Source organism: Clostridium sp. 10cd* (genome assembly GCF_044336395.1).
Taxonomy (GTDB): domain Bacteria; phylum Bacillota_I; class Bacilli_A; order Erysipelotrichales; family Erysipelotrichaceae; genus Clostridium_AQ; species Clostridium_AQ innocuum.
The window spans coordinates 1,495,964-1,516,297 of record NZ_CP172347.1 but is presented as its reverse complement, the minus strand read 5'-3'; the positions used below and the strand labels follow the sequence as shown (position 1 = coordinate 1,516,297).

The following is a 20,334-nucleotide window of genomic DNA, read 5'->3' as shown; positions in this document are numbered from 1 at the left end:
TATCGTACACCTTCGCTCAGGGATAAGGTCAAGATATATTTCAGATTTCTTTCAGAACAGCAAAAAAGGAGGTCCTTCTCCCTGTACTGCCTCTGGGAAGAAAACATCTCCTTGTTGTAAATACCATTTTTTTAATCACTTTAAGAATCCGTCCACAATGACCTTTTCCGCTTCCTCGCTGTTTAACCCGAATGTCTGCAGCTTGATCAGCTGATCATTGTTGATTTTCCCGATAGCTGCCTCATGGATGATTTCCGCATCCACATGATTCGCAGCAATTTCCGGTATTGAACTGATTTTTGCTTTTCCCATAATGATGGAATCACACTGAATATGTGCACGGGAACGATTATTTCCCACTGCGATCGGATGAAACACCTGCACGGAAGTATCTTTTCCCACAGATCGGGAAACAATCTGAACAACGCTGTCCTCTCCATTCAGATTCACCGTCACATCCGAATGTGCCTTCTGCTCTCCATGCGTCATCAGCTTTTCATTGATCACCAGCTTGGCAGATGCACCTAAATTTGCCTCCGTTTTACGAAAGGTGGAGTCAACCCCTTTAATCTGGCTCATATCCATTTTGGCAAAGGAGCCTTCCTCCATATGAATGACGGTTGTCGGATTCAGTATTCTGCCTCCGCTGCCGCTGCCTTCTCCATAATGCTTTTCCGTATAGGTAATGCTGGCATTTCTTCCGATATGAAAGGTATGAATTCCGTCATGCTGTGAAGTGTCACAGCCGTCATTGTGAATACCGCATCCGGCTACAATCTCCACATCCGCACCCTCTCCGATATAGAAATCGTTATATACCATATCCTGAATGCCGCTGTCTGTCAGAATAACCGGAATATGTATACTTTCCCCCACCGTATTGGCATCCACGATGATATCGATACCCGGCTTGTCTGTTTTTGCCAGAATTTTTACATGCTCTGTAGAGTGACGTTCCACACCTGCTCCGTTTTTTCTTAAGCTGAAGGCACTGCCCGGCATAAAGCCGCTGATATCCGCTACTGTCTTCAGCAGATTTTTTTCCATCTGTTCCATCTGCTTCACCTACTTTTTAAATTCACAGGAATCAAATTCACTCATAAGTGACGGAAGAATATCATCCCTCTTCCCTTTTGTTTTGATTGCCCCGTTTTCGATAATAATGATTTCATCCGCCAGCTGCATGATCCGCTCCTGATGGGATATCAGGATAATGGACTGTCTGGATTCCCTTTGCAGCTTCTGGAAGGTTTCCACCAGCTTCGCAAAGCTCCACAGATCGATGCCCGCCTCGGGTTCATCGAATATGGAAAGCTTTAAGTCGCGCGCGAGAATACTCGCAATTTCAATCCGCTTTACCTCGCCTCCGGATAGAGAAGCATCCACATCTCTGTTCAGATAATCTTTGGAGCACAGTCCGACATCCGTCAGATAGCTGCAGCAGATTTCCTCATCCAAATCCTTACCGTGTGCCAGGGACAAAAGCTTACGCACACTCATTCCCTTAAATCTGGGGGGCTGCTGAAAGGCATAACCGATCTTTCGTTTTGCCCGTTCGTCGATAGACATTGCCGTAATGTCCTCCCCGTCAAACAAAATCTCTCCCTCTGTTGGTTTTTCAATCCCCATAATCAACTTTGCCAGTGTTGATTTCCCACCGCCGTTGGGACCTGTAATTACGGTAAATCTATTGTCTTCCATCGTCAGACTGATGTTGTTTAAAATCTTTTTTCCATCTACCTCAAAGGATACATTGCGCAATTCCAGCATGTTATCTCTCCTTTTCCAATGCTTTTTCTATTTTATCACAAATACTGTAAAATATATAATGATTTAAAAAAGAAAACAGGAAAATAGAGCAGATCGTATTCCTATTTTCCTCCAAATTCTGAGCGTATTTGCAAAATACAAGAGATACATAGCGCTAATAGCCATATTCTGATGCTCTTCTATGCTTTTGCAGGTAATGCATTTTTCTATGCTAACGCGATGAATAGTAGCCAAAACGTATGCACAGCAGTATTGCTTGTGGTCTTCAGAAAACAGAAAGGACACATTTGAAATCCGGAAGCAGACAGGAAGCCACAGATGAAAAGCCGGGTTCTTCCTTGCTTCAGGATACACACATAAGCAACGTAAAAAAGAAGAGCCAAACAGAATCTTTCTTATTCGGGGTGCTTTCAAAAGGAGGCATTCAAATACGACAGATAACTTGCAATAGTATCGAATCTCCTTTATTTTAATTCACCCACAATCAAATAAGAACCAACCCGATAAGTCAGGCTTTCTTTGTCTTCCGCTTTTTCCCATGTTCGGGGACAGCCAATAGCCAACCATTGTTTTTCTCATGCAATGCACAGCAGAAGAACGAGCGCCAGAAGCAGCTGCTGTTTCTAATCTACAGACTCCCTGCACATGCGCTCATAGGCTGCCTGTTCCCTTTCCAGCTGTTGCTGTGTGTGCTGGCGCTCCTGCAATAACGAATCCATAATTTGATCAATTCTACGTTTCGCCTGCTGCAGCGATTTTTCTGATTCCCGGATTTTGGACTGCACGAACATATTCGTAAAAATATTATCAAAAAGATAATCCATTGCAACCGTTCCATCGGAAAGCTTCACGGTATTTATCTGAAATCCCTGAACATCCTGAACCTCCTTCTGAAACTTATACAAATTGATTTTCAGCAGTGCGATTTTTTTCTGTGCCTTGTCAACTGCGGAATGCTTCATAGCAGTAGAGAGAATCCCGCCGCCTGCGATATCCATAAAGCCCCAGGAGGATGCACTGTCCAGGCTACGAAGCGCATTTTTCAGCTGATCCAGCACAAGATAGCCGGCCTCTAGCGCTTCCTGAATTTCCTTTAACCGCTGTGTATGCGCATCTACAAGCTGCTTCTGCTCACGCAGCGCTTCTCCGTAGGGAGAATGCTGTATCGCTTCCGCCAGCTCACATTCCGCAAGCTGCTTTCGAACCAGCTCCTCCTGTACGATATTCAGCTCACAGGCATCCATATCCTGCCGCAGTGCCTTAACATTTTCCTGAAGCTGCCGCACATGAAGTGCAGCCTGCAGCGCCTCCTGTTCTTCCTTCACCAGGCGCTCCTCCTTATCCTTTGCAAAAAATGCAAGGATGGAGGCAACGGATGCGGTATTCAGCTTTTCCACATCACGGGTTTCCTTTTTCAGCTGTTTCTCGGCCTGCCGTAAAGCACTCTTCACCTCATGAAGACGCTCGATGCATTCCTCCAGATACAGCTTATCCGATTCAATTTTCTGAAGCTGATGCCGCAGCTCAACGATATCTTTTTTCATATGCTTGCTCTCCCATCTCTTATTTTTATCATAGCACAGCAAACGACGGCAGACAAGAGAAGCATCTTCCTGAATAGCCGTCTGCATAGTTTTTGAATCCGATAAGCATGCGACAAATGTAGTTCACCACAGATTATTGTCAGGGGTGCCATGTGAAGAGGGAAACAACAGACCATGTACCGTTGTGAGTTATTTGACTATCCCCGGTATTGCTTTACTCCATTCAATAAGCTTGGTGATAAAGGAGTGACGATACTTCATGGCTGAATGCAGGCAGGAGAAGAAAGGGCACAGCATGCTTCTATCCGGTAACGCTGCGCCTGCCGCAGCAAAACAGCATATCGTAAGAAAAGGTCATTTCCATTCACAACGGGAAAAAGGACATAGAATACATGCCGCTCTATGTCCTGAATCACTTTATGATAGCCGTTGAAAACTTTTATATAATATAGTTCCTCTGATATGATTTTTCACCTGTGGTTAGTTTTTCAAGGCCTGAATCGGTGCAGGAATTCTTCCCTTTCTATGTATCATAACCGAACAGTCTGTCTGATTGATGTTCATCACAGGACCGCTTCCCAGCAAGCCGCCAAATTCCAGCTCTTCCCCAACCTTCTTGCCGATTGCAGGAATGGCGCGAACCGCAGTCGTTTTGGAATTGACCATACCGATGGCAGCCTCATCCGCAATGATACCGGAAATAACCTCCGGCGTTGTTTCACCCGGAATGACAACCATGTCCAGACCAACCGAGCATACTGCTGTCATAGCCTCCAGCTTTTCCAGACACAGGGTACCCGCTCTGGTTGCCGCAATCATTCCGGCATCCTCACTCACCGGTATAAAGGCACCGGAAAGTCCGCCGACCGTACTGCTGGCCATGACACCGCCCTTTTTCACTGCATCGTTCAGCATTGCCAGACAGGCAGTCGTTCCATAGGCACCACAGCTTTCCAGACCCATTTCCTCTAAAATATAGGCAACGGAATCCCCGATGGCAGGAGTAGGTGCCAGTGACAGATCCACGATACCAAACGGAACACCCAGACGTTCACTTGCCAGCGTTCCCACCAGCTGTCCCATACGGGTAACCTTGAAGGCTGTTTTCTTAATAATATCCGCAAGCTCATTCATTGGCAGTGACTTATCCGCCTTTGCCAATGCGGCACGGACAACACCCGGACCGCTGACACCGACATTGATGACGCAGTCAGCTTCTCCGACACCGTGGAATGCACCCGCCATAAACGGATTATCCTCCGGCGCATTGCAGAAGACGACCAGCTTGGCAGCACCGATGCAGTTACGATCCTTCGTCAGCTCGGCAGCCTCCTTCACCATGCGTCCCATCAGCTCCACCGCATTCATATTGATACCGGCCTTGGTAGAACCGACATTGACGGACGCACATACATGCTCTGTTTCCGCCAATGCTCTTGGAATGGATTCCATCAGCTCGCGATCACCTGCCGCACAGCCCTTTTGGACAAGTGCGGAGTAACCGCCGATAAAATTAACGCCCACCGCCTGTGCACAGCGCTCAAGGGTATGTGCATACTTTACAGGATCACCGCCGCTGACAGCCACAAGCATGGCGATCGGTGTAACGGAAATCCGCTTGTTGATGATAGGAATACCGTATTCCCGTTCAATATCCTCTCCCGTCTTGACAAGATTCTTTGCCAGACGTGTAATCTTATTGTAAATCTTCTCACAGGACTTATCTATATCACTGTCACAGCAGTCCAATAGAGAAATTCCCATCGTGATTGTACGAACATCGAGATATTCCTCATCAATCATCTTTATGGTTTCCAGTATATCATGTACGTTTATCATACGTTCACCATCCTATATCTTATGCATGGAGTTGAATATGTCCTCGTGCATGACATGAATGGTCAAACCACTCTGTTTTCCCACATTCTCCATATGAGCCGCAAAATCGGCCAGTGTCGTATTTCCCTTTGTAATATCGATCAGCATGATCATTGCGAACATATCCTGAAGCAGCGTCTGGGACACCTCGATCACATTCATATTTGCATTCTCACACTCTGCGCTGACTTTGGCGAGGATTCCCACCATATCCTTTCCGATTACACTCACAACTGCTCTCATACAATTCCTCCTTCTTAAGCTTATTTTCCATTATACTGTAATTGTGAAAAAATCACAATACAAAATGATAAAAATTACATATCACTTTCATTTTCTTACATTGCTTATTTGAAGGTTTCGCTTCCCAATGCCATCTTCTGCATTTCGAACGGTTCCCAGGCAGACTGCAGCCCCTGCAGATTGCACAGGAATTCCTCTTCCATAAAGGGAGCCTGCTTCTGTTTTGCAAGATATTGGGAAATCGTATTGGACATACCCTGTGACAGACGGACGCGGCGCTTTGCGCATACCGTATTCATACTGTTAATCAGATACAGCGTCATACCATAGCCGTCGCCGTTTTCAAAGCTGCGATACAGATGTTCCGGATATTCGTTGTCATGTACATTAAATATGAAGTCGCTGGTATCAACAGCATCCTCCAGTGTCAGCAGGAAGACGGCGATATCATATTTATACACAAAATCCAGTGTCAGCGGATTGTGCTTCATTGCCTGACATTCCTCATCCATCCAGACCTCATCCTTGATAACAAATACAAATTCATCATCAACGAAATCCATAACGGTTCCTTCCTCTTCAATTGCGGAAGGAAATACTTCTCCTATTTCTATATTCATTTCATCACCTGTTTTTCTTTCTATCGTATTATACCACGGATTCCTTATGTCCCGGTACAAAAGCCTTTGGAATCTGAACTGTAAAGCTTAACAGCTTGTCTATCGAGCTTGCCCGCAGTGTCCCCTTCTGCATATCCATGATCTGTCTGGCAATCCCCAGCCCCAGAACATGCAGGTTGCCCTCGCCATGCACATCCTCCAGCCGGTAATAATTGTGAAAGATGTGGGCAATCTGATATGCTGAGAGATGTCTGGATTCCACCTCCATTAGCACCTCATAGTGCTCGTCAAACTCCTGCATCCGGATATGAATCGTCGCTTTCACCCGTCCCAGCTCAACTAAATTGCGCAGAAGATCCCGCATGACGCGTGCTATCTTTTCATTATCCGCAAACAATGCAAGGCCGCTGCCGCTTTCTATGGAGACCTCCATCTGCTTTGCTTCCATCAGCATATAGTACTCATCCACCACCTGTTCCATCATGCGATCCAGATACATATGCTCCGGATTCCATTTCGCATATTGCAGATTGAACCGGGTGATATCGAAAAACTCATTGATCATATCCTCCAAGTCCAGCGACTTATGCAGTACCTGTATGACAAAGTCCTTCTGAATTTCCGGGGAAATACGGGTTTCCTTATGCAGAAATTCCAAATACATTAAAATATTGGACAACGGCATTTTGATATCCTGCGCCAGAAGATAAATCAAATCCTTTTTCTTTTCCTCATCCTGTGCAGCAGCCTTCAGATAATTCTGATAATCATCAGACAGCGCCATTATCAGCTGTTCCGCTTCCTTCATTTCCTTTGGAAAATCAAAACGGGAGCGATCCTTGCGCATAACATCCTCCATGCCCCGCATCAATATCCGCATATAATTGACAAGATCACGACAGAGGAAATAAATCATAAGAATAATGGCGGCCACAATAAGCAGCGGCAGCACAATCATATAAATTTTGCGAAACATCGCAAAGGGATCTCCGGTTTCCATAAACAGCCGGATAAAGTCGATGACAACACCGTTCAGCACATCATCAAAGAGATAAATCAGTGTTATCGTCCCCAGCGTGATACCAATGATAATGCATGCATATTTGATAAACAGACGGCGACGCAGGGCTTTTAAATTGGCGTGTTTCACAGTATCACCTTCTGTTCATACGGAAGCCGCAGGGTAAAGGTAATCGTCGTACCTTCCATGTCGGCTTTGATTTCCCCCTGATGCAGCTCAATGATTTCTCTGGCAATCGCCAGTCCCAGCCCGGCACCTCCGCTGGTCGATGTCCGTGCACTTCCCGCCCGATAAAATTTGTCGAACAGATGCTGCACGGAAGCGGCATCCATGGCTTCTCCTTCATTGCTGTAGGTCAGGCAGACACCATCCTCATACAGCATACCGGCGATCCGGATTTCCGTCTGGGGAATACTGTAGTTGATGGCATTTCGCATAAGATTATCAAAGACACGCTGCAGTTTATCGAAGTCTCCGCTGATTTCCATATGATCCGCCAGATGCAGCTGCAGCCGGATTCCCTTTTCCTCCATAAGCGGATAAAAGCCTGCCAGCTGCTGCTGCAGCATGGTATTCAGATCAATTCTGGTGACCTCCAGCTGTGACACCTTATCGTCATACCGCAGAATTTCTGAAAATTCATCTATCAGATCATCCAGACGCTGTGCCTTTTCATAGGTGATGCGAATCGAGGTATCCAGCTGCTCCTGATCCACCTTGTGATCAAGAATATGGTTAATATAGCCAATCATTGATGTAAGCGGTGTTTTCAGGTCATGTGCGAGATACATCAGCAGCTCGTTTTTATGCTCCTTCTCCTGAACCGACAGCTGACGGGTATGCTGCTTTTTCTCCAGCATATCCTGAATCCGTCCTCTGGCCATATCCATTTCCGGCAGATAACGGTAGCTGAACGGCAGTCGGTCCACCGGCTTACCCTGCACTGTATCAAGCAGGACATCCAGATTTTGAAAGAAGAGCAGTACAAACAGATACAGCAGAAGCGCTGTGCCTGCTGCCAGCAGAAACAGATTGAACTCCAGCTCATGCTTCAGATAAAACAGCAGAAAATCTGAATCCCTGAGTGTTCCCTGATTACTGAAAACCTGTGCGTAATGATCCAGCAGAAAAATAAGAATGCCGATGATTCCCATAACCAGCGCTGTCATAAAGAGATACAGATACGCCAGATGCTTGCGCAATCTGCGATAGGTGCTATTCTTCAATCTGGTATCCTACGCCCCACACCGTTTTGATGAATTTCGGATTTCTCGGCGGCTCATGCATTTTTTCACGCAGACGGCGGATATGCACCATTACCGTATTGTTGCTGTCAAAGTATTTTTCCTTCCACACAGCCTCAAACAGCTCTTCACTGGTGATCACACGCCCGCGGTTTTTGCACAGATACCACAGGATTGAAAATTCAATCGGTGTCAGATTAAGCACTTCGTCATACAGGGTGCATCGATGGGAATCATTGTCGATGATCAGCCCCTTAAAGTCAATCACATTCACATTTTCCTGTGACGGGTTATATTTTTTATAGCGGCGCAGCTGTGCCTTGACACGGGCCACCAGCTCCAGCGGATTAAACGGCTTTGTGATATAGTCATCCGCTCCCAGAGAAAGTCCCTGTATCTTATCCACATCCTCCACCTTGGCAGTCAGCATGATGACCGGAAACATATATTTTTCCCGTATGATTCTGCATATTTCAAAGCCGCTGATTTCCGGCATCATCACATCCAGCAGTGCCAGATCAACGCGGTTATTTTTCATATATTCCAGCGCATCCTTGCTGTCATAAAATTTATGTACTTCATAGCCTTCATTGTTCAGATACAGCGCAACGAGGTCTGCAATTTCCTTTTCATCATCTAATACCAGTATTTTTGTCTGCATGAAAAATCCCTCCATGTTTCTATTATAACAAATCCCGCCACATTCGTCGCGACAAGTTTGCAATGTAAGAAAAAATTAAGAGGCAATTTTCCCATATTTGCCATAGACTATTTTACTATCTGTGTTATGATATTGGAGGAGTTGACAGCAATGCGAAATATAAGAAAAAGATGGTGGCTCGTGGCGGCAGCAGCTCTGCTTCTGCTGTTTCTGGATGTCGCTATGTACATACAAATCAAAGAGTATTATCCTGATTTCATGAAGCAGGAGGAAGCATCAACCCCCGTCACAGGGCAAGGTCTTGATGCAAATCAGCAGAACATAAAGAAAAGGCTAAAGAGTATGACCCTGAACAGCCGCTATGCCATGGTGATCGACTTACAGGATCAGCAGGTACTCTATGAAAAAAACAGTGATGAAAGGCTGTTTCCCGCATCCCTGACAAAGGTGCTCACCGCAATCGTCGCCCTGGATAACATGGAGAATCTGCATAAAAAAATAACGATTACAGAACAGGATATTGAAGGGCTTGCGGAAGCAAATGCAAGTGTCGCAGGTCTGGAAGCAGGAGAACAGGTAACACTGGAGGATCTTTTATACGCACTCATTCTTCCCTCCGGTGCAGATGGTGCAAACGCTTTGGCTAATCACTTGAATGGCAGTATTTCCAAATTTGTGAAGGATATGAATGAAAAGGCCAACGGTATGGGAATGCTGCATACGCATTTCACAAATACGACAGGACTGCATGATAAACAGCACTATACAACACTGCAGGATATGAAAAAAATGATGGATCACGCATGGAAAAATCCTGCCTTTCGCAAGGTGATGACAACCCTGCGGTATACCATACCTGCAACCAAACAGCACCCAAATGGGCTGAAGCTGAGGAGCACCCTTCTGTTTTATGATAAGGATCTGAAGTTTCCAGGCGGAGAAATCATTGGCGGTAAAAGCGGCTTTACACCTGAGGCAGGCTATTGTCTGATCAGTGTTGCCAGAATGAAGGACGGTCATCAGTATATGGTCATCAGCGCCAAGGCAGAGAAAATAGAGAAAACCCTTGTTGAGAAAGGCGGCAGTGCTACAGAATATGGCAATGTCCTGGATGCAAAGGCTGTTTACACTGCAATAGCAGATGTAAAAAACAAATAGGAAAGAGGCAGAACACACAGGTTCTGCTTTTTTTATATTCGTCTTTATATACACACCTTAAGAACATCATACAGTGCAGCCTCTGCCACCCTTCTGATATGACAGACAGAAAATATAAGGAAGATGTACACAGTTTCCTATCATGCATCAGTCAAAGCAATCCCGCACAATGTATTTATCTTTCCTTTTTCATCAGCAGTTTAATGTGATATGTCTCTTATAGATAGCATATTTTCAGTATACTTCTATGCATCGCTTCCAACACCCTTGCTGTTTCTTCCGTTAATTACAGACTTTTCGATAATGACCTGTATAAGCACGTCTCTATCATATCCTAATTTTTCCCATGACTGTAAAAGGCGCAGGAACAAAAAAAGCTGCAAGATTTTATCCGATAACCAAATCTTACAGCTTTCTATCCTATAATTTACTTATTGTCTTCCACTGCCTTAACGATATCGTTTGCAGTGAGACCGTATTTCTCAAGCAGTGCAGCCGGTGTTCCGCTTTCTCCAAAGGTATCCTTGATTCCTACCATGGCAAGCTTCTTCGGTGCCTTCTGACTGAGTACCTCGGCAACAGCACTACCCAAACCGCCGATAACACTGTGCTCTTCACAGGTTACAAACAGATCGTGATCCTTTGTCAGTTCAACGATCAGCTCTTCGTCAATCGGTTTGATGGTGTGCATATCAACAACCGTTACATCCATACCGTTTTCCTTCAGGATATCCGCAGCCTTCATGGCAGCCTCCACCATGATACCGGTCGCAATCAGCGCAACGCTGTTTCCTTTGCGGATCACGTTTCCTTTTCCAATCTGGAAGTTCAGCGTATCTTCTGTATATACATCCTCAACTGCCATTCTACCCAGACGTACATAGCATGGACCATCGTATTCAGCCACTGCACGAATTGCCGCCTTTGTTTCCACTCCGTCAGCCGGTGAAACAACAACCATACCCGGAATGCTTCTCATCAAAGCAACATCCTCAACACTCTGGTGACTTGCTCCATCCTCACCTACGGTAAGTCCGGCATGTGTTGCACACACCTTTACATTCAGGTGCGGATAACAGATGGAGTTGCGCACCTGTTCAAACGCACGTCCGGCAGCGAACATTGCGAATGTACTTGCAAATACGATGTTTCCGCTTGTTGCCATACCGGCAGCCGCTGCCATCATATTACCCTCTGCAATACCGAAGTTGAAATGCTGCTCAGGTGCAACCTTCTTCACTTCGCCTGTTTTTGTGGAACCGGATAAATCAGCATCCAGTACCAGAATCTTTTTATTTTCCTTTGCCAGTTCAGCAAGCGCTTTTCCATACGCTTCACGAGTAGCCATCTTTGCCATTATTTACATCCTCCTTCAAGTTCTGCAATTGCTTCCGCACACTGTTCTGCACTCGGTGCAGTTCCATGCCAGCCAGCTTTGTTTTCCATGAAGGATACGCCTTTACCCTTAACTGTGCGAGCAACAACAACCGTTGGTTTTCCCTTGACCGTCTTTGCTTCCTCACAAGCTGCAATTACGCTTTCCAGATCATTTCCGTTTTCCAGAACGATCACATTCCATCCAAATGCCTTGAATTTTTCATCAATCGGTGTTGGATTCATAACATCGGTTACATTACCGTCAATCTGAAGACCGTTGTGGTCAACAAATGCCAGCAGGTTATCCAGCTTGTAGTGTGATGCCGCCATAGCAGCTTCCCATACCTGCCCTTCCTGACATTCCCCATCACCTAAAATCGTATAAATACGGTGGTCTTCCTTGTTGTATTTGTTCGCCAGTGCCATACCGACTGCACAGGAGATTCCCTGTCCCAGTGATCCGGTGGACATATCGACACCAGGCAGCTTGCGCATACTTGGATGTCCCTGCAGGCGGGAGTTGATTTTACGGAACGTTAACAGCTCTTCCTCTTCGATCAGCCCTTTCTCTGCCAGTACGGAATACAGCAGCGGTGAAGCATGACCCTTTGACAGGACAAAACGATCCCTATTCGTTGATGCCACGTTGTCTGGGGTGATATCCATCTGTGTAAAGTAAATTGCCGTTGCGATTTCTACAGAAGACAGACTTCCACCCGGATGACCGGATTTTGCTTCTGTAACCGTCTTAACGATGTTCTTGCGAATGTTGTTCGCTTTTCCCTTTAGATCTTCTAATTGGTACATTCTATAGTCCTCCTTGTTTTGAACACGTTTATTATACTATAAAACCCCTGCATTGCACATAGAATATTATGTGAAATTGTAAAAGAGCAGCCGTTTTTTTGAACAAATGTTCTTAACGGCTGCTTTCATGAATACTCTTATCCATCGGATCAACAGAACCGTGAATTTATTTCTATTGCATCGGCAGCAGTGACAGCTGTACCTTCTGCTTTTCTTCATCAATGTTATACACCCAGACCTTCACGATATCTCCTACCGATACCTTATCGCTTGGATGTGCAATACGGTGCCTGCTCATTTTGGAGATATGCACAAGACCGTCCTCATGCAGTCCGATATCCACAAAGGCTCCAAAATCCACCACATTGCGGACAACTCCCTCCAGCTGATCACCGATATGCAGATCCTCAAGCTCCAGCACATCGCTTCTTAACAGCGGCGCATCATACCGTTCACGATAATCTCTTAACGGTGTCGCAATTGCCTCCAGGATATCCTGAATCGTATAGCGGTCACTCTCACAATCACGAATCAGCCCGTCAGCATCCGTCTGCTGTACCGCTTCCTGTGCCTGTTCACTTCCCATATCCTGCTCACTGAGACCCAGCTGCTGTAACACCTTTCTGGCTGTGGCATAGCTTTCCGGATGAATACTGGTACGATCCAGCAGCTCATCCCCATCCTCGATACGCAAAAAGCCGGCCGCCTGTTCATACGATTTCGCACCGATCTTCGGAATTTTCTTCAGTTCCTTCCTGTTTTTCAGCTCCCCGTGCTCCCTGCGGTATTCCACAATGGATTTTGCTGTAGCCTGGCTGAGTCCGGATATGTTTTTCAACAGCTCCTGGGATGCGGTATTCACATTGACACCGACCCGGTTCACCGCCTTGGAAACAACAAAATCAAGTCGATCCTTTAACCGGGCGGTGGGAAGGTCATGCTGATACTGCCCGACACCGATCGACTGCGGATCGATTTTGATCAGCTCGGATAGCGGATCAATGATCCTGCGTGCAATGGAAATGGCAGAGCGCTGCTCCACATGCAGATTAGGGAATTCCTCCCGTGCCAGCTTGCTTGCGGAATACACGGATGCCCCTGCTTCGGAAACGATGGTATAGGCAGCCGACAGATGATATTCACGAATCAATGCGGCAACAAAGGCTTCGCTTTCACGGCTGGCAGTTCCGTTTCCGATAGCAATAATATCAATGGGATACTTCTTTAACAGCTGCAGCATCTTCTCCTTCGCCTCTTTGATTTTGGCATTTGGCGGTGTCGGATAAATCACACTGACATCCAGCATATTACCGTTTTTATCGACAACAGCCAGCTTACAGCCGGTACGAAAGGCCGGGTCAAAGCCAAGCACCATTTTATTTTTCATCGGCGGCTGCATCAGCAGACGTTCCAGATTTAATGAGAATACCTCAATCGACTGCTCGTGTGCCTTTTCACTCAGCTGGGATCGGATTTCACGCTCCACCGCAGGAAAGGCAAGCCGCTTCAGGCCGTCCTGCACAGCCTCCTCGATATATTCCACACACGGACTCTGGCGTTTTTTCGTAAACCGTCGATTGGTCCAGTCAATGATATACTCCTTATCAAACTCGATGGAAACGGCAAGCACCTTTTCCTTTTCTCCACGGTCGATTGCCATGATACGGTGACTGGCCAGTGTGGTTACACGCTCGCTGTAATCATAGTACATTTTATAAACCTTTTTCTCATCGGTATGCTTTTTCTTTTCCTTCGTCGTTAACCTTCCATAGCGCTCCATACTGCTGCGGATTTTCTGGCGCACAGCCGGATCATCACTTGCCATTTCCGCAATAATATCCTTTGCTCCCTGTATGGCAGCCTCCACATCGGACACCTTATCATTCAAATATCTCTTCGCTTCTTGACGCACATCCGCATCCCGCAGCAGCTTCAGCATCCATTCCGCAAACGGCTTCAAGCCGCGTGCAGCTGCATCACTTGCTCTTGTTTTCCGCTTCTGCTGGTATGGACGATAAATATCCTCAACCTGTGACAGCTTTTCACAGGCGTTGACTGATGCGATAATTTCTTCCGTCAGCTTGCCCTGCTGCTCAATCAGACGCTTGACATCCTCCTTGCGCTTTTCCAGATTCACCTGATACTCATATTGCTCCTGTATAACACGAATCTGTTCTTCATCCAGTCCCTTGGTCACTTCCTTACGGTAACGGGCAATGAACGGAACGGTGTTTCCTTCCTCCAGCAGCTGCAGTGTGTTTTTAATCTGTTCCGGCTGGATATGCAAAGAAGCCGCCATCGGCTGTATGATATGTTCCATAATATGTACCTTCCTTCATCTACTGCGTTCTATCAAGTATCCTTCATAAATACGCAATCGTTTTTTCAACGTCTTCATTATATAGAGGATTCCCCGGAAATACAAGACTTCTATTTCGAAGACTGATCGAGCCGGATATAAGCCTGATGCCCTTCTTCACCATTCAGGAAGCAATCAACGAAAACATGTCAAACAAAAAAAATGTACAAGCAGTCTTCTGCGGTCATTTCCCAGCCTGCCTAAAGGTAATGCTTCCTTGGAATTTATACGATTACCGCTATGGGAAAGCGATGAGTGGAAAGCAGCCGCTGAAATTTTTACGGAGATTTTCTTTTCATACCGCAGAGAATACGGTACAATAGAACCCAAAGGATGTGGATATAATGAAAATAATACAGCCCCGCCTGCGCCCATCGTATACGAAGGCACAAAGCTTGTATGCCTGCATTGATGAGGACAATTATGTGGAAGGAATGGAATTTGACGGCATCACCATCAGCAATGAGGAGTATACCGCCTTGCATCTGGACGGGTGCGTCTTTCGTAATGTGTTTTTTGAGGATTGTGAGTTTGATGCGATTGATATGATTGATACCGTATTTGAAAATTGCGAGCTGTCAAACCTGCATTTCAACAAGGGAGCTATTCACCGCTGTGTTTTCCGCAACTGCCGCTGTATGGGAATCGATTTCAGCGATTGTGTCATACACAATACCCTTTTCACAAATCTGAAGGCTGCCTATGCCAATTTGTCGGGCTCCAGATTTCGGCAGGTTATTTTTGAGAACAGCAATTTTTCAAATGCGAGCTTCATTCAGTGCGAATATCAGAAAACCGTATACGACAGCTGTGATTTGAAGGAGAGTGAGTTTCATAACACGAATTTAAAGGGCATGGATCTTTCCTCCAGCGATATTGAAGGTATCAGTCTGACGATGGATCATATCCGCGGAGTCATCGTCAATGAACAGCAGGCGCTTCGTCTGGTACAGCTGCTGGGTATCATTGTCAAGGAGTAACGCGCTGTTCTTAACAGCTGCTCTTTTGCACAGGTCTTTTTCAAAAACATATGACCGGTAAGGTGTCTTCTCTCAAGACACTTTTTATTTGGTCAAAGATAGGATACCGTCTTATACAAAAAGCCGCAGAGAATAGGCTGTACCTTTGCTACTGTGGTTATCATGCTTGCAAATCTACGCTTTGCTGAACAGTTTATGCAACCGTACAGGAATGCTCCCTCTGTTGGAGCACTGCCGCCTTTTAGGAAAATGCTCTCTATAGAATAAGGGAGAGAATGATTGCTGAAAAAAGCTGAAGAAAAGAAACTATCCGCGAAATAGAAACTGCTCGTCCCTATAAAAATGTTATAATGGGTTAGAGGTTTATAACACCCGAAGAATGAAATATGAAATATTTCGATTCTAGTTTAGAGGGTGTTATAAAGCTATTATGGGAAATCGGGACGATTTAACATAGTAGCGCAGCTCTAACCATTATAGGAAATCGGCACGATTTCCTATAATGTGAAGAAAGCACAGTGGCATGGAATATCCGTCCGCATACACAGGCTGTGCGAAGGATCCTCACTCACCTTAAAAACAGAAAAAAACAGAAGAATGATTTCCTGCACATGCAGCAGGCTTCCATCTTCTGTTTTCTTGCATTTATTCCAAGACAATCATTGGTACAGGAATATGCCTTTTATGCTTCCTGCACATTGTTTTCTACAATTTTTAGCAGCAGCTCAACGCTTTTCTGCATCTCCTGAATGGAAGCAAACTCATATTTTCCATGGTAGTTGTAGCCACCGGTTCCAAGGTTGGGACAAGGAAGGCCGTCATAGGTCAGACGGGCACCATCCGTGCCTCCGCGGATCGCCATGGATCTCGGCTCCAAGCCAATCTGCTTCATGGACGTTTTCACCAGCTCTATGATTCGCATATCCTTTTCAATAATGGTACGCATATTCGCATAGCTGTCATGAATCTGCAGCTGAATCGTATTTTCCGGATATTTCTGATTCAGATAATCCGCAACTCTTTGAAACTCTGCCTTCTGCTGTTCAAACAGCTCTTCACTGTGATTGCGAATAATATAGGACATATAGGCATGCTCACATTCTCCATGGAGGTCTGTAAGATGGTGAAAGCCCTCATAGCCTTCCGTATAAGCAGGATTTTTCTGTACCGGCAGCATGGAGTGAAATTCCATCGCTACCAGCAGGGCGTTGATCATTTTATCCTTCGCACTTCCCGGATGGATGCTCAGACCCTGAATCTGAATTTCTGCACTAGCGGCATTGAAGTTTTCATAATCCACGCAGTCTACCTCTCCTCCGTCAACCGTATATGCAATATCAGCACCGAATTCCGGAATACGGAAATGATCCGTTCCCCGACCAACCTCTTCGTCCGGTGTAAATGCCAGACAGATTTTTCCATGCTCACGGTTTTCCTGAAGCAGTGTTTCCGCCATCGTCATGATTTCCGCAATTCCCGCCTTGTCATCAGCTCCCAATAGCGTCGTTCCATCTGTCACAATCAAATCCTCGCCGATTTTCTCCTGCAGGCATGCAAAATCATGGACTCCCATTTTGATACCCAGTTCTTCATTCAGCACGATATCGGACCCGTCATAGGATTTGACTATTCTCGGCTTTACATCTCTGCCGCTCATATCCGGAGATGTATCCATATGCGCGATAAATCCGATGGATTTTACATCCTTTTTGGTTGTTGCCGGTATCGTACCGTATACGATACCGAATTCATCTACATATGCATCCTCGATGCCGATAGCCTTCATTTCATCCACAAGTGCCTCTGCCAGCTTCAGCTGCTTCAAAGAGCTTGGTGTTGTCTGGGAATGCTCATCGGATTGCGTATCAAAGGATACATAGTGTAAAAATCTTTCCTGAACGTTCATGCTTAACCCTTCTTTCTATAGATACGATTATACACGGAAACGTTCAAACTCTCCAGTAGGATTATTGAAATTCAATCAGATATTTATGCAGCATATGGTACATGGATTCATAATCCTCCTGCATGATCCGCATCGTTTTCTTCATCTGATCGTTTAATACAAGATGCTTCTCATCAAACGCATGCAATGCCTTCTGTGCCATTTTCATATTTTTAACAGCTTCCTCCAGAACCTGCTTATCATTGCTGATCATCAGGTTTTTCAGCATTTCAACTGCATCGGTCACCATGCCTTTCCATCCGGCACTTTCGACGGGGTCACCGCCGCATGTCTGAATCAAAGCGCTCAGGGAATGTGCATGCATTTTCAGCTTGTCCAGCAGTCCGTGAAATTCTGTTTTCAGTCGTTCACTCTGCAGCTTTCCTTCCAAATCTTCAAATATACCGATTCCCATGTGCGTGCCCTTCAGCAGCTGGTTTAATTCTTCTACGATTGCGTTGTTATCCATTGTATATCACCTCATGCATAGTATGGATGATTTCCTTTTTCTCATACCTGCAAAATGTATGGATTACATGCTGGATCTCATGCCATGTATGTATCACTCTCCAGTTTTCTTACAAATTTACAGGCTTCAGATGAAATACCTTTTTGTGAGTCTCTATGTCTAAATTACATCAATATATTATGGAAAAGCATTATGTATCATATATGCGTTATCCATGTGTCTATAGAACAGTCATTTAATAAGATAGCTAGCCAAATAACATTAGCTGGTTTTGAAAAGCGAACGATTTCTTACTTTAACATGTTGGTCATTTGTTGGTCATAATTTCGGGAAAAGACAAAAAAAGCCGATAAATATCGACTTGTTTGATATATGGAGGGAGAACGGATGATAAAACAAAATATTATCTCCTCGACCTCGACACCTCTGGTCACCTACATTTTATACCCTATATATAGAATTGTAAACCCCTTTTTCAAAAAAATTAAAATGGCAATATCTGTATCTGCCTTCTGTTATTCACTTCTCTAATTTTTCAATTTTGATGATGGTCTTGGTATTTAAATCTAAATGAATACAAAGGAATGATCTTTTGATGATCTGTTTTTGTTCTATGTATGTATACTCATTGAATTTTTTTATTGCTTTATTTCTCAATCTTTTCATATCCTTATCTAGATTCCTTTTCTTAGATAGCAGTTTCTTGCGCTCTGCGATATAAGAATCATCATCGAGGTAACCCTCTTCATATTCAAAGTCAAGGAATTTTAATCGTTTCTCTATTTTGCCTATCCTTCTGGAGATATCTTCTACAACTTCAAAATTCGTAGTCTCATCCAGGATTTCATTGATATGATGGATTATTTTGTTTAAAAGGATCTGTTCGTTGATCCTCTTTTTACAACTAGGACAATAATAATATTTATAGACTCTTCTTCCTTTTCTATTTCCGTTGCGCGGATAGTGGATCGTAGGGATCTCACTACACCAGCAATCACAGTCTTCACATTTGATTAGATTTTTGAATAGATATTTGTAATGATATTCTTTCCTTCTCCCATGCAATATTTTCTGTATCTCTTCGTAATATTTCTGTGAACAATATGCCGGAGAATGATCTCGTATGTCAACATACGATGTCAAGAGTCTTCCATATATGATAGGATCCGTGACTGCTCTGTAGATTTTTGTATAAGACCAGTGTACTCCACAAGCCTGTTTGGAATCTAATTCGATTGCCAGTGAGTCCAATGATCTTTTGTAATCATGGATCTGAGTTAGGATATATAGCATCGTTTCGACATATGCAATATCGATTTCTACTTTTCTTCCTTTAGCATTCTCACCTGGATTATTCTTAAATAGATATCCAGTAGGTGGCGTCTTTCCTCCTTTTGTGTAATTACCTTTGTAAGCTGATGTGGTTAGACCTATACGTGTTCTCTTACGATCACGATGCACTTCTGTTTCATCGGAAAGTGTAATGATCCGTGGACCGATCGTCTTATCCGGATGTAATTCGATATCTTCTAAACTAGCCCAATCTCTATTATCAGAGATGACGGTGACATTGTACTTGCTAAAAACATAACGAAGAGAGTTGCAATGATTCGCATCTCTGGATAATCTGGATGCTAACCAGACATAGATGATTATTTCTTGATTCGCTGCAGCTATGGCCTTCAACATCTCCTGCATGTGGGGACGCTTTAAGGTTGTTCCGGAATATCCTTCATCAATATACCATTTTTCAATCGTCCTGTTATCTCTTGCAGCAAGCTCATTGCATACACGTTTTTGTGATTCTATGCTGTAGTTCGATTTACTTTTTTCTGACGAACTTCTTCTGGCATAGCCAAATACTTTCATAGTTTTTTCCTCCTTCGTGTGAGAATATCACACACTTTCTGAGGATGATTTTTATCTCATATGTCAAAGTTCCTTTCTTTGACATATGAAGAGAAAAATTATATTCCATATATCTCCGCCCTTTATTTGCTTTTTAGGACAAAAAAAGCATCCACGTATGAATCTACAAGGATGCTTTGATTGAACTAACCAGTAGGTGTATTCTAAGGAATACATCATTATAATACAAATATTAAGAAAAAATGTCAAGCAAATCATCTTTGAGACAGGGTAAAAATAGTAAATTAGATACTTTTGAAAGTAGATTCCATTTTCAAAAAATATTTGTCCCATTCAAGTGTTGATTTATGTAATTGGTTACCTTTGAATATAAATGACAATATTGTAAA

At 44.4% G+C, this 20,334-nt stretch carries 16 protein-coding genes and 1 pseudogene; 2 read left to right on the top strand and 15 right to left on the bottom strand.

Going from position 1 to position 20,334, the window contains the following annotated elements; all coding sequences use genetic code 11:
- Positions 1 to 135: 135 nt before the first annotated feature.
- From ACG3M1_RS07515 to vanR, 9 genes are all read right to left on the bottom strand, one after another.
- Positions 136 to 1,056, bottom strand: a complete 921-nt coding sequence (locus tag ACG3M1_RS07515; RefSeq protein ID WP_008819171.1) for a SufB/SufD family protein — start codon at positions 1,054 to 1,056, stop codon at positions 136 to 138.
- 9 nt (positions 1,057 to 1,065) lie between these two features.
- Positions 1,066 to 1,770 (bottom strand): ABC transporter ATP-binding protein, encoded by a 705-nt coding sequence (locus ACG3M1_RS07510; protein WP_002608235.1) that lies wholly within the window; start codon positions 1,768 to 1,770, stop codon positions 1,066 to 1,068.
- Between the two features lie 623 nt (positions 1,771 to 2,393).
- Positions 2,394 to 3,314, bottom strand: coding sequence for a hypothetical protein (locus ACG3M1_RS07505; protein WP_217792923.1), 921 nt, complete (start codon positions 3,312 to 3,314; stop codon positions 2,394 to 2,396).
- 480 nt (positions 3,315 to 3,794) lie between these two features.
- Positions 3,795 to 5,153 carry a PFL family protein gene (locus tag ACG3M1_RS07500; protein ID WP_008819174.1) on the bottom strand — a complete coding sequence of 453 codons (1,359 nt, stop codon included), beginning with the start codon at positions 5,151 to 5,153 and terminating at the stop codon, positions 3,795 to 3,797.
- 12 nt (positions 5,154 to 5,165) lie between these two features.
- A complete protein-coding gene (locus ACG3M1_RS07495; protein ID WP_002608232.1) occupies positions 5,166 to 5,435 on the bottom strand; it encodes an ACT domain-containing protein in 270 nt (89 codons plus the stop codon).
- A gap of 104 nt (positions 5,436 to 5,539) precedes the next feature.
- Positions 5,540 to 6,055, bottom strand: coding sequence for a hypothetical protein (locus ACG3M1_RS07490; RefSeq protein ID WP_009269491.1), 516 nt, complete (start codon positions 6,053 to 6,055; stop codon positions 5,540 to 5,542).
- A gap of 28 nt (positions 6,056 to 6,083) precedes the next feature.
- Positions 6,084 to 7,205 carry a sensor histidine kinase gene (locus ACG3M1_RS07485; RefSeq protein WP_022300549.1) on the bottom strand — a complete coding sequence of 374 codons (1,122 nt, stop codon included), beginning with the start codon at positions 7,203 to 7,205 and terminating at the stop codon, positions 6,084 to 6,086.
- The gene (locus tag ACG3M1_RS07480) at positions 7,202 to 8,302 is read right to left on the bottom strand and encodes a sensor histidine kinase (protein ID WP_008819177.1); all 1,101 of its coding nucleotides are present in this window, start codon (positions 8,300 to 8,302) and stop codon (positions 7,202 to 7,204) included. Before ACG3M1_RS07480 ends, ACG3M1_RS07485 begins: the two co-directional genes overlap by 4 nt.
- Complete coding sequence (vanR, locus tag ACG3M1_RS07475) at positions 8,292 to 8,981, bottom strand: VanR-ABDEGLN family response regulator transcription factor (protein ID WP_002608228.1); 690 nt, start codon at positions 8,979 to 8,981, stop codon at positions 8,292 to 8,294. Before vanR ends, ACG3M1_RS07480 begins: the two co-directional genes overlap by 11 nt.
- 150 nt (positions 8,982 to 9,131) lie before the next feature.
- Between vanR and ACG3M1_RS07470 the strand changes: the two genes are divergently transcribed.
- Positions 9,132 to 10,139 carry a D-alanyl-D-alanine carboxypeptidase family protein gene (locus ACG3M1_RS07470; protein WP_008819179.1) on the top strand — a complete coding sequence of 336 codons (1,008 nt, stop codon included), beginning with the start codon at positions 9,132 to 9,134 and terminating at the stop codon, positions 10,137 to 10,139.
- A 427-nt stretch (positions 10,140 to 10,566) separates the two neighbouring features.
- Here the strand turns inward: ACG3M1_RS07470 and ACG3M1_RS07465 are convergent, their stop codons facing one another.
- From ACG3M1_RS07465 to ACG3M1_RS07455, 3 genes and pseudogenes are all read right to left on the bottom strand, one after another.
- Complete coding sequence (locus ACG3M1_RS07465; RefSeq protein WP_002608226.1) at positions 10,567 to 11,496, bottom strand: transketolase family protein; 930 nt, start codon at positions 11,494 to 11,496, stop codon at positions 10,567 to 10,569.
- A pseudogene (locus ACG3M1_RS07460) lies at positions 11,496 to 12,338 on the bottom strand (transketolase); the annotation flags it as partial. The gene ACG3M1_RS07465 and the pseudogene ACG3M1_RS07460, both read right to left, overlap by 1 nt.
- Positions 12,339 to 12,495: 157 nt before the next feature.
- Complete coding sequence (locus ACG3M1_RS07455) at positions 12,496 to 14,643, bottom strand: Tex family protein (protein WP_055201313.1); 2,148 nt, start codon at positions 14,641 to 14,643, stop codon at positions 12,496 to 12,498.
- Between the two features lie 383 nt (positions 14,644 to 15,026).
- On the opposite strand from ACG3M1_RS07455, the gene ACG3M1_RS07450 reads away from it, so the two are divergent.
- The gene (locus ACG3M1_RS07450) at positions 15,027 to 15,662 is read left to right on the top strand and encodes a pentapeptide repeat-containing protein (protein WP_002608223.1); all 636 of its coding nucleotides are present in this window, start codon (positions 15,027 to 15,029) and stop codon (positions 15,660 to 15,662) included.
- A gap of 682 nt (positions 15,663 to 16,344) precedes the next feature.
- On the opposite strand, the gene pepT is transcribed toward ACG3M1_RS07450, so the two are convergent.
- The 3 genes from pepT to ACG3M1_RS07435 all read right to left on the bottom strand — a co-directional run bounded on the left by pepT (position 16,345) and on the right by ACG3M1_RS07435 (position 19,945).
- Positions 16,345 to 17,568: a peptidase T gene (gene pepT / locus ACG3M1_RS07445; RefSeq protein WP_021419738.1), complete on the bottom strand. Its 1,224-nt coding sequence runs from the start codon at positions 17,566 to 17,568 to the stop codon at positions 16,345 to 16,347.
- 61 nt (positions 17,569 to 17,629) lie between these two features.
- Positions 17,630 to 18,076 (bottom strand): DUF2383 domain-containing protein, encoded by a 447-nt coding sequence (locus tag ACG3M1_RS07440; protein ID WP_008819183.1) that lies wholly within the window; start codon positions 18,074 to 18,076, stop codon positions 17,630 to 17,632.
- Positions 18,077 to 18,595: 519 nt separating this feature from the next.
- Positions 18,596 to 19,945, bottom strand: coding sequence for a recombinase family protein (locus tag ACG3M1_RS07435; RefSeq protein WP_009271152.1), 1,350 nt, complete (start codon positions 19,943 to 19,945; stop codon positions 18,596 to 18,598).
- Positions 19,946 to 20,334: the final 389 nt, after the last annotated feature.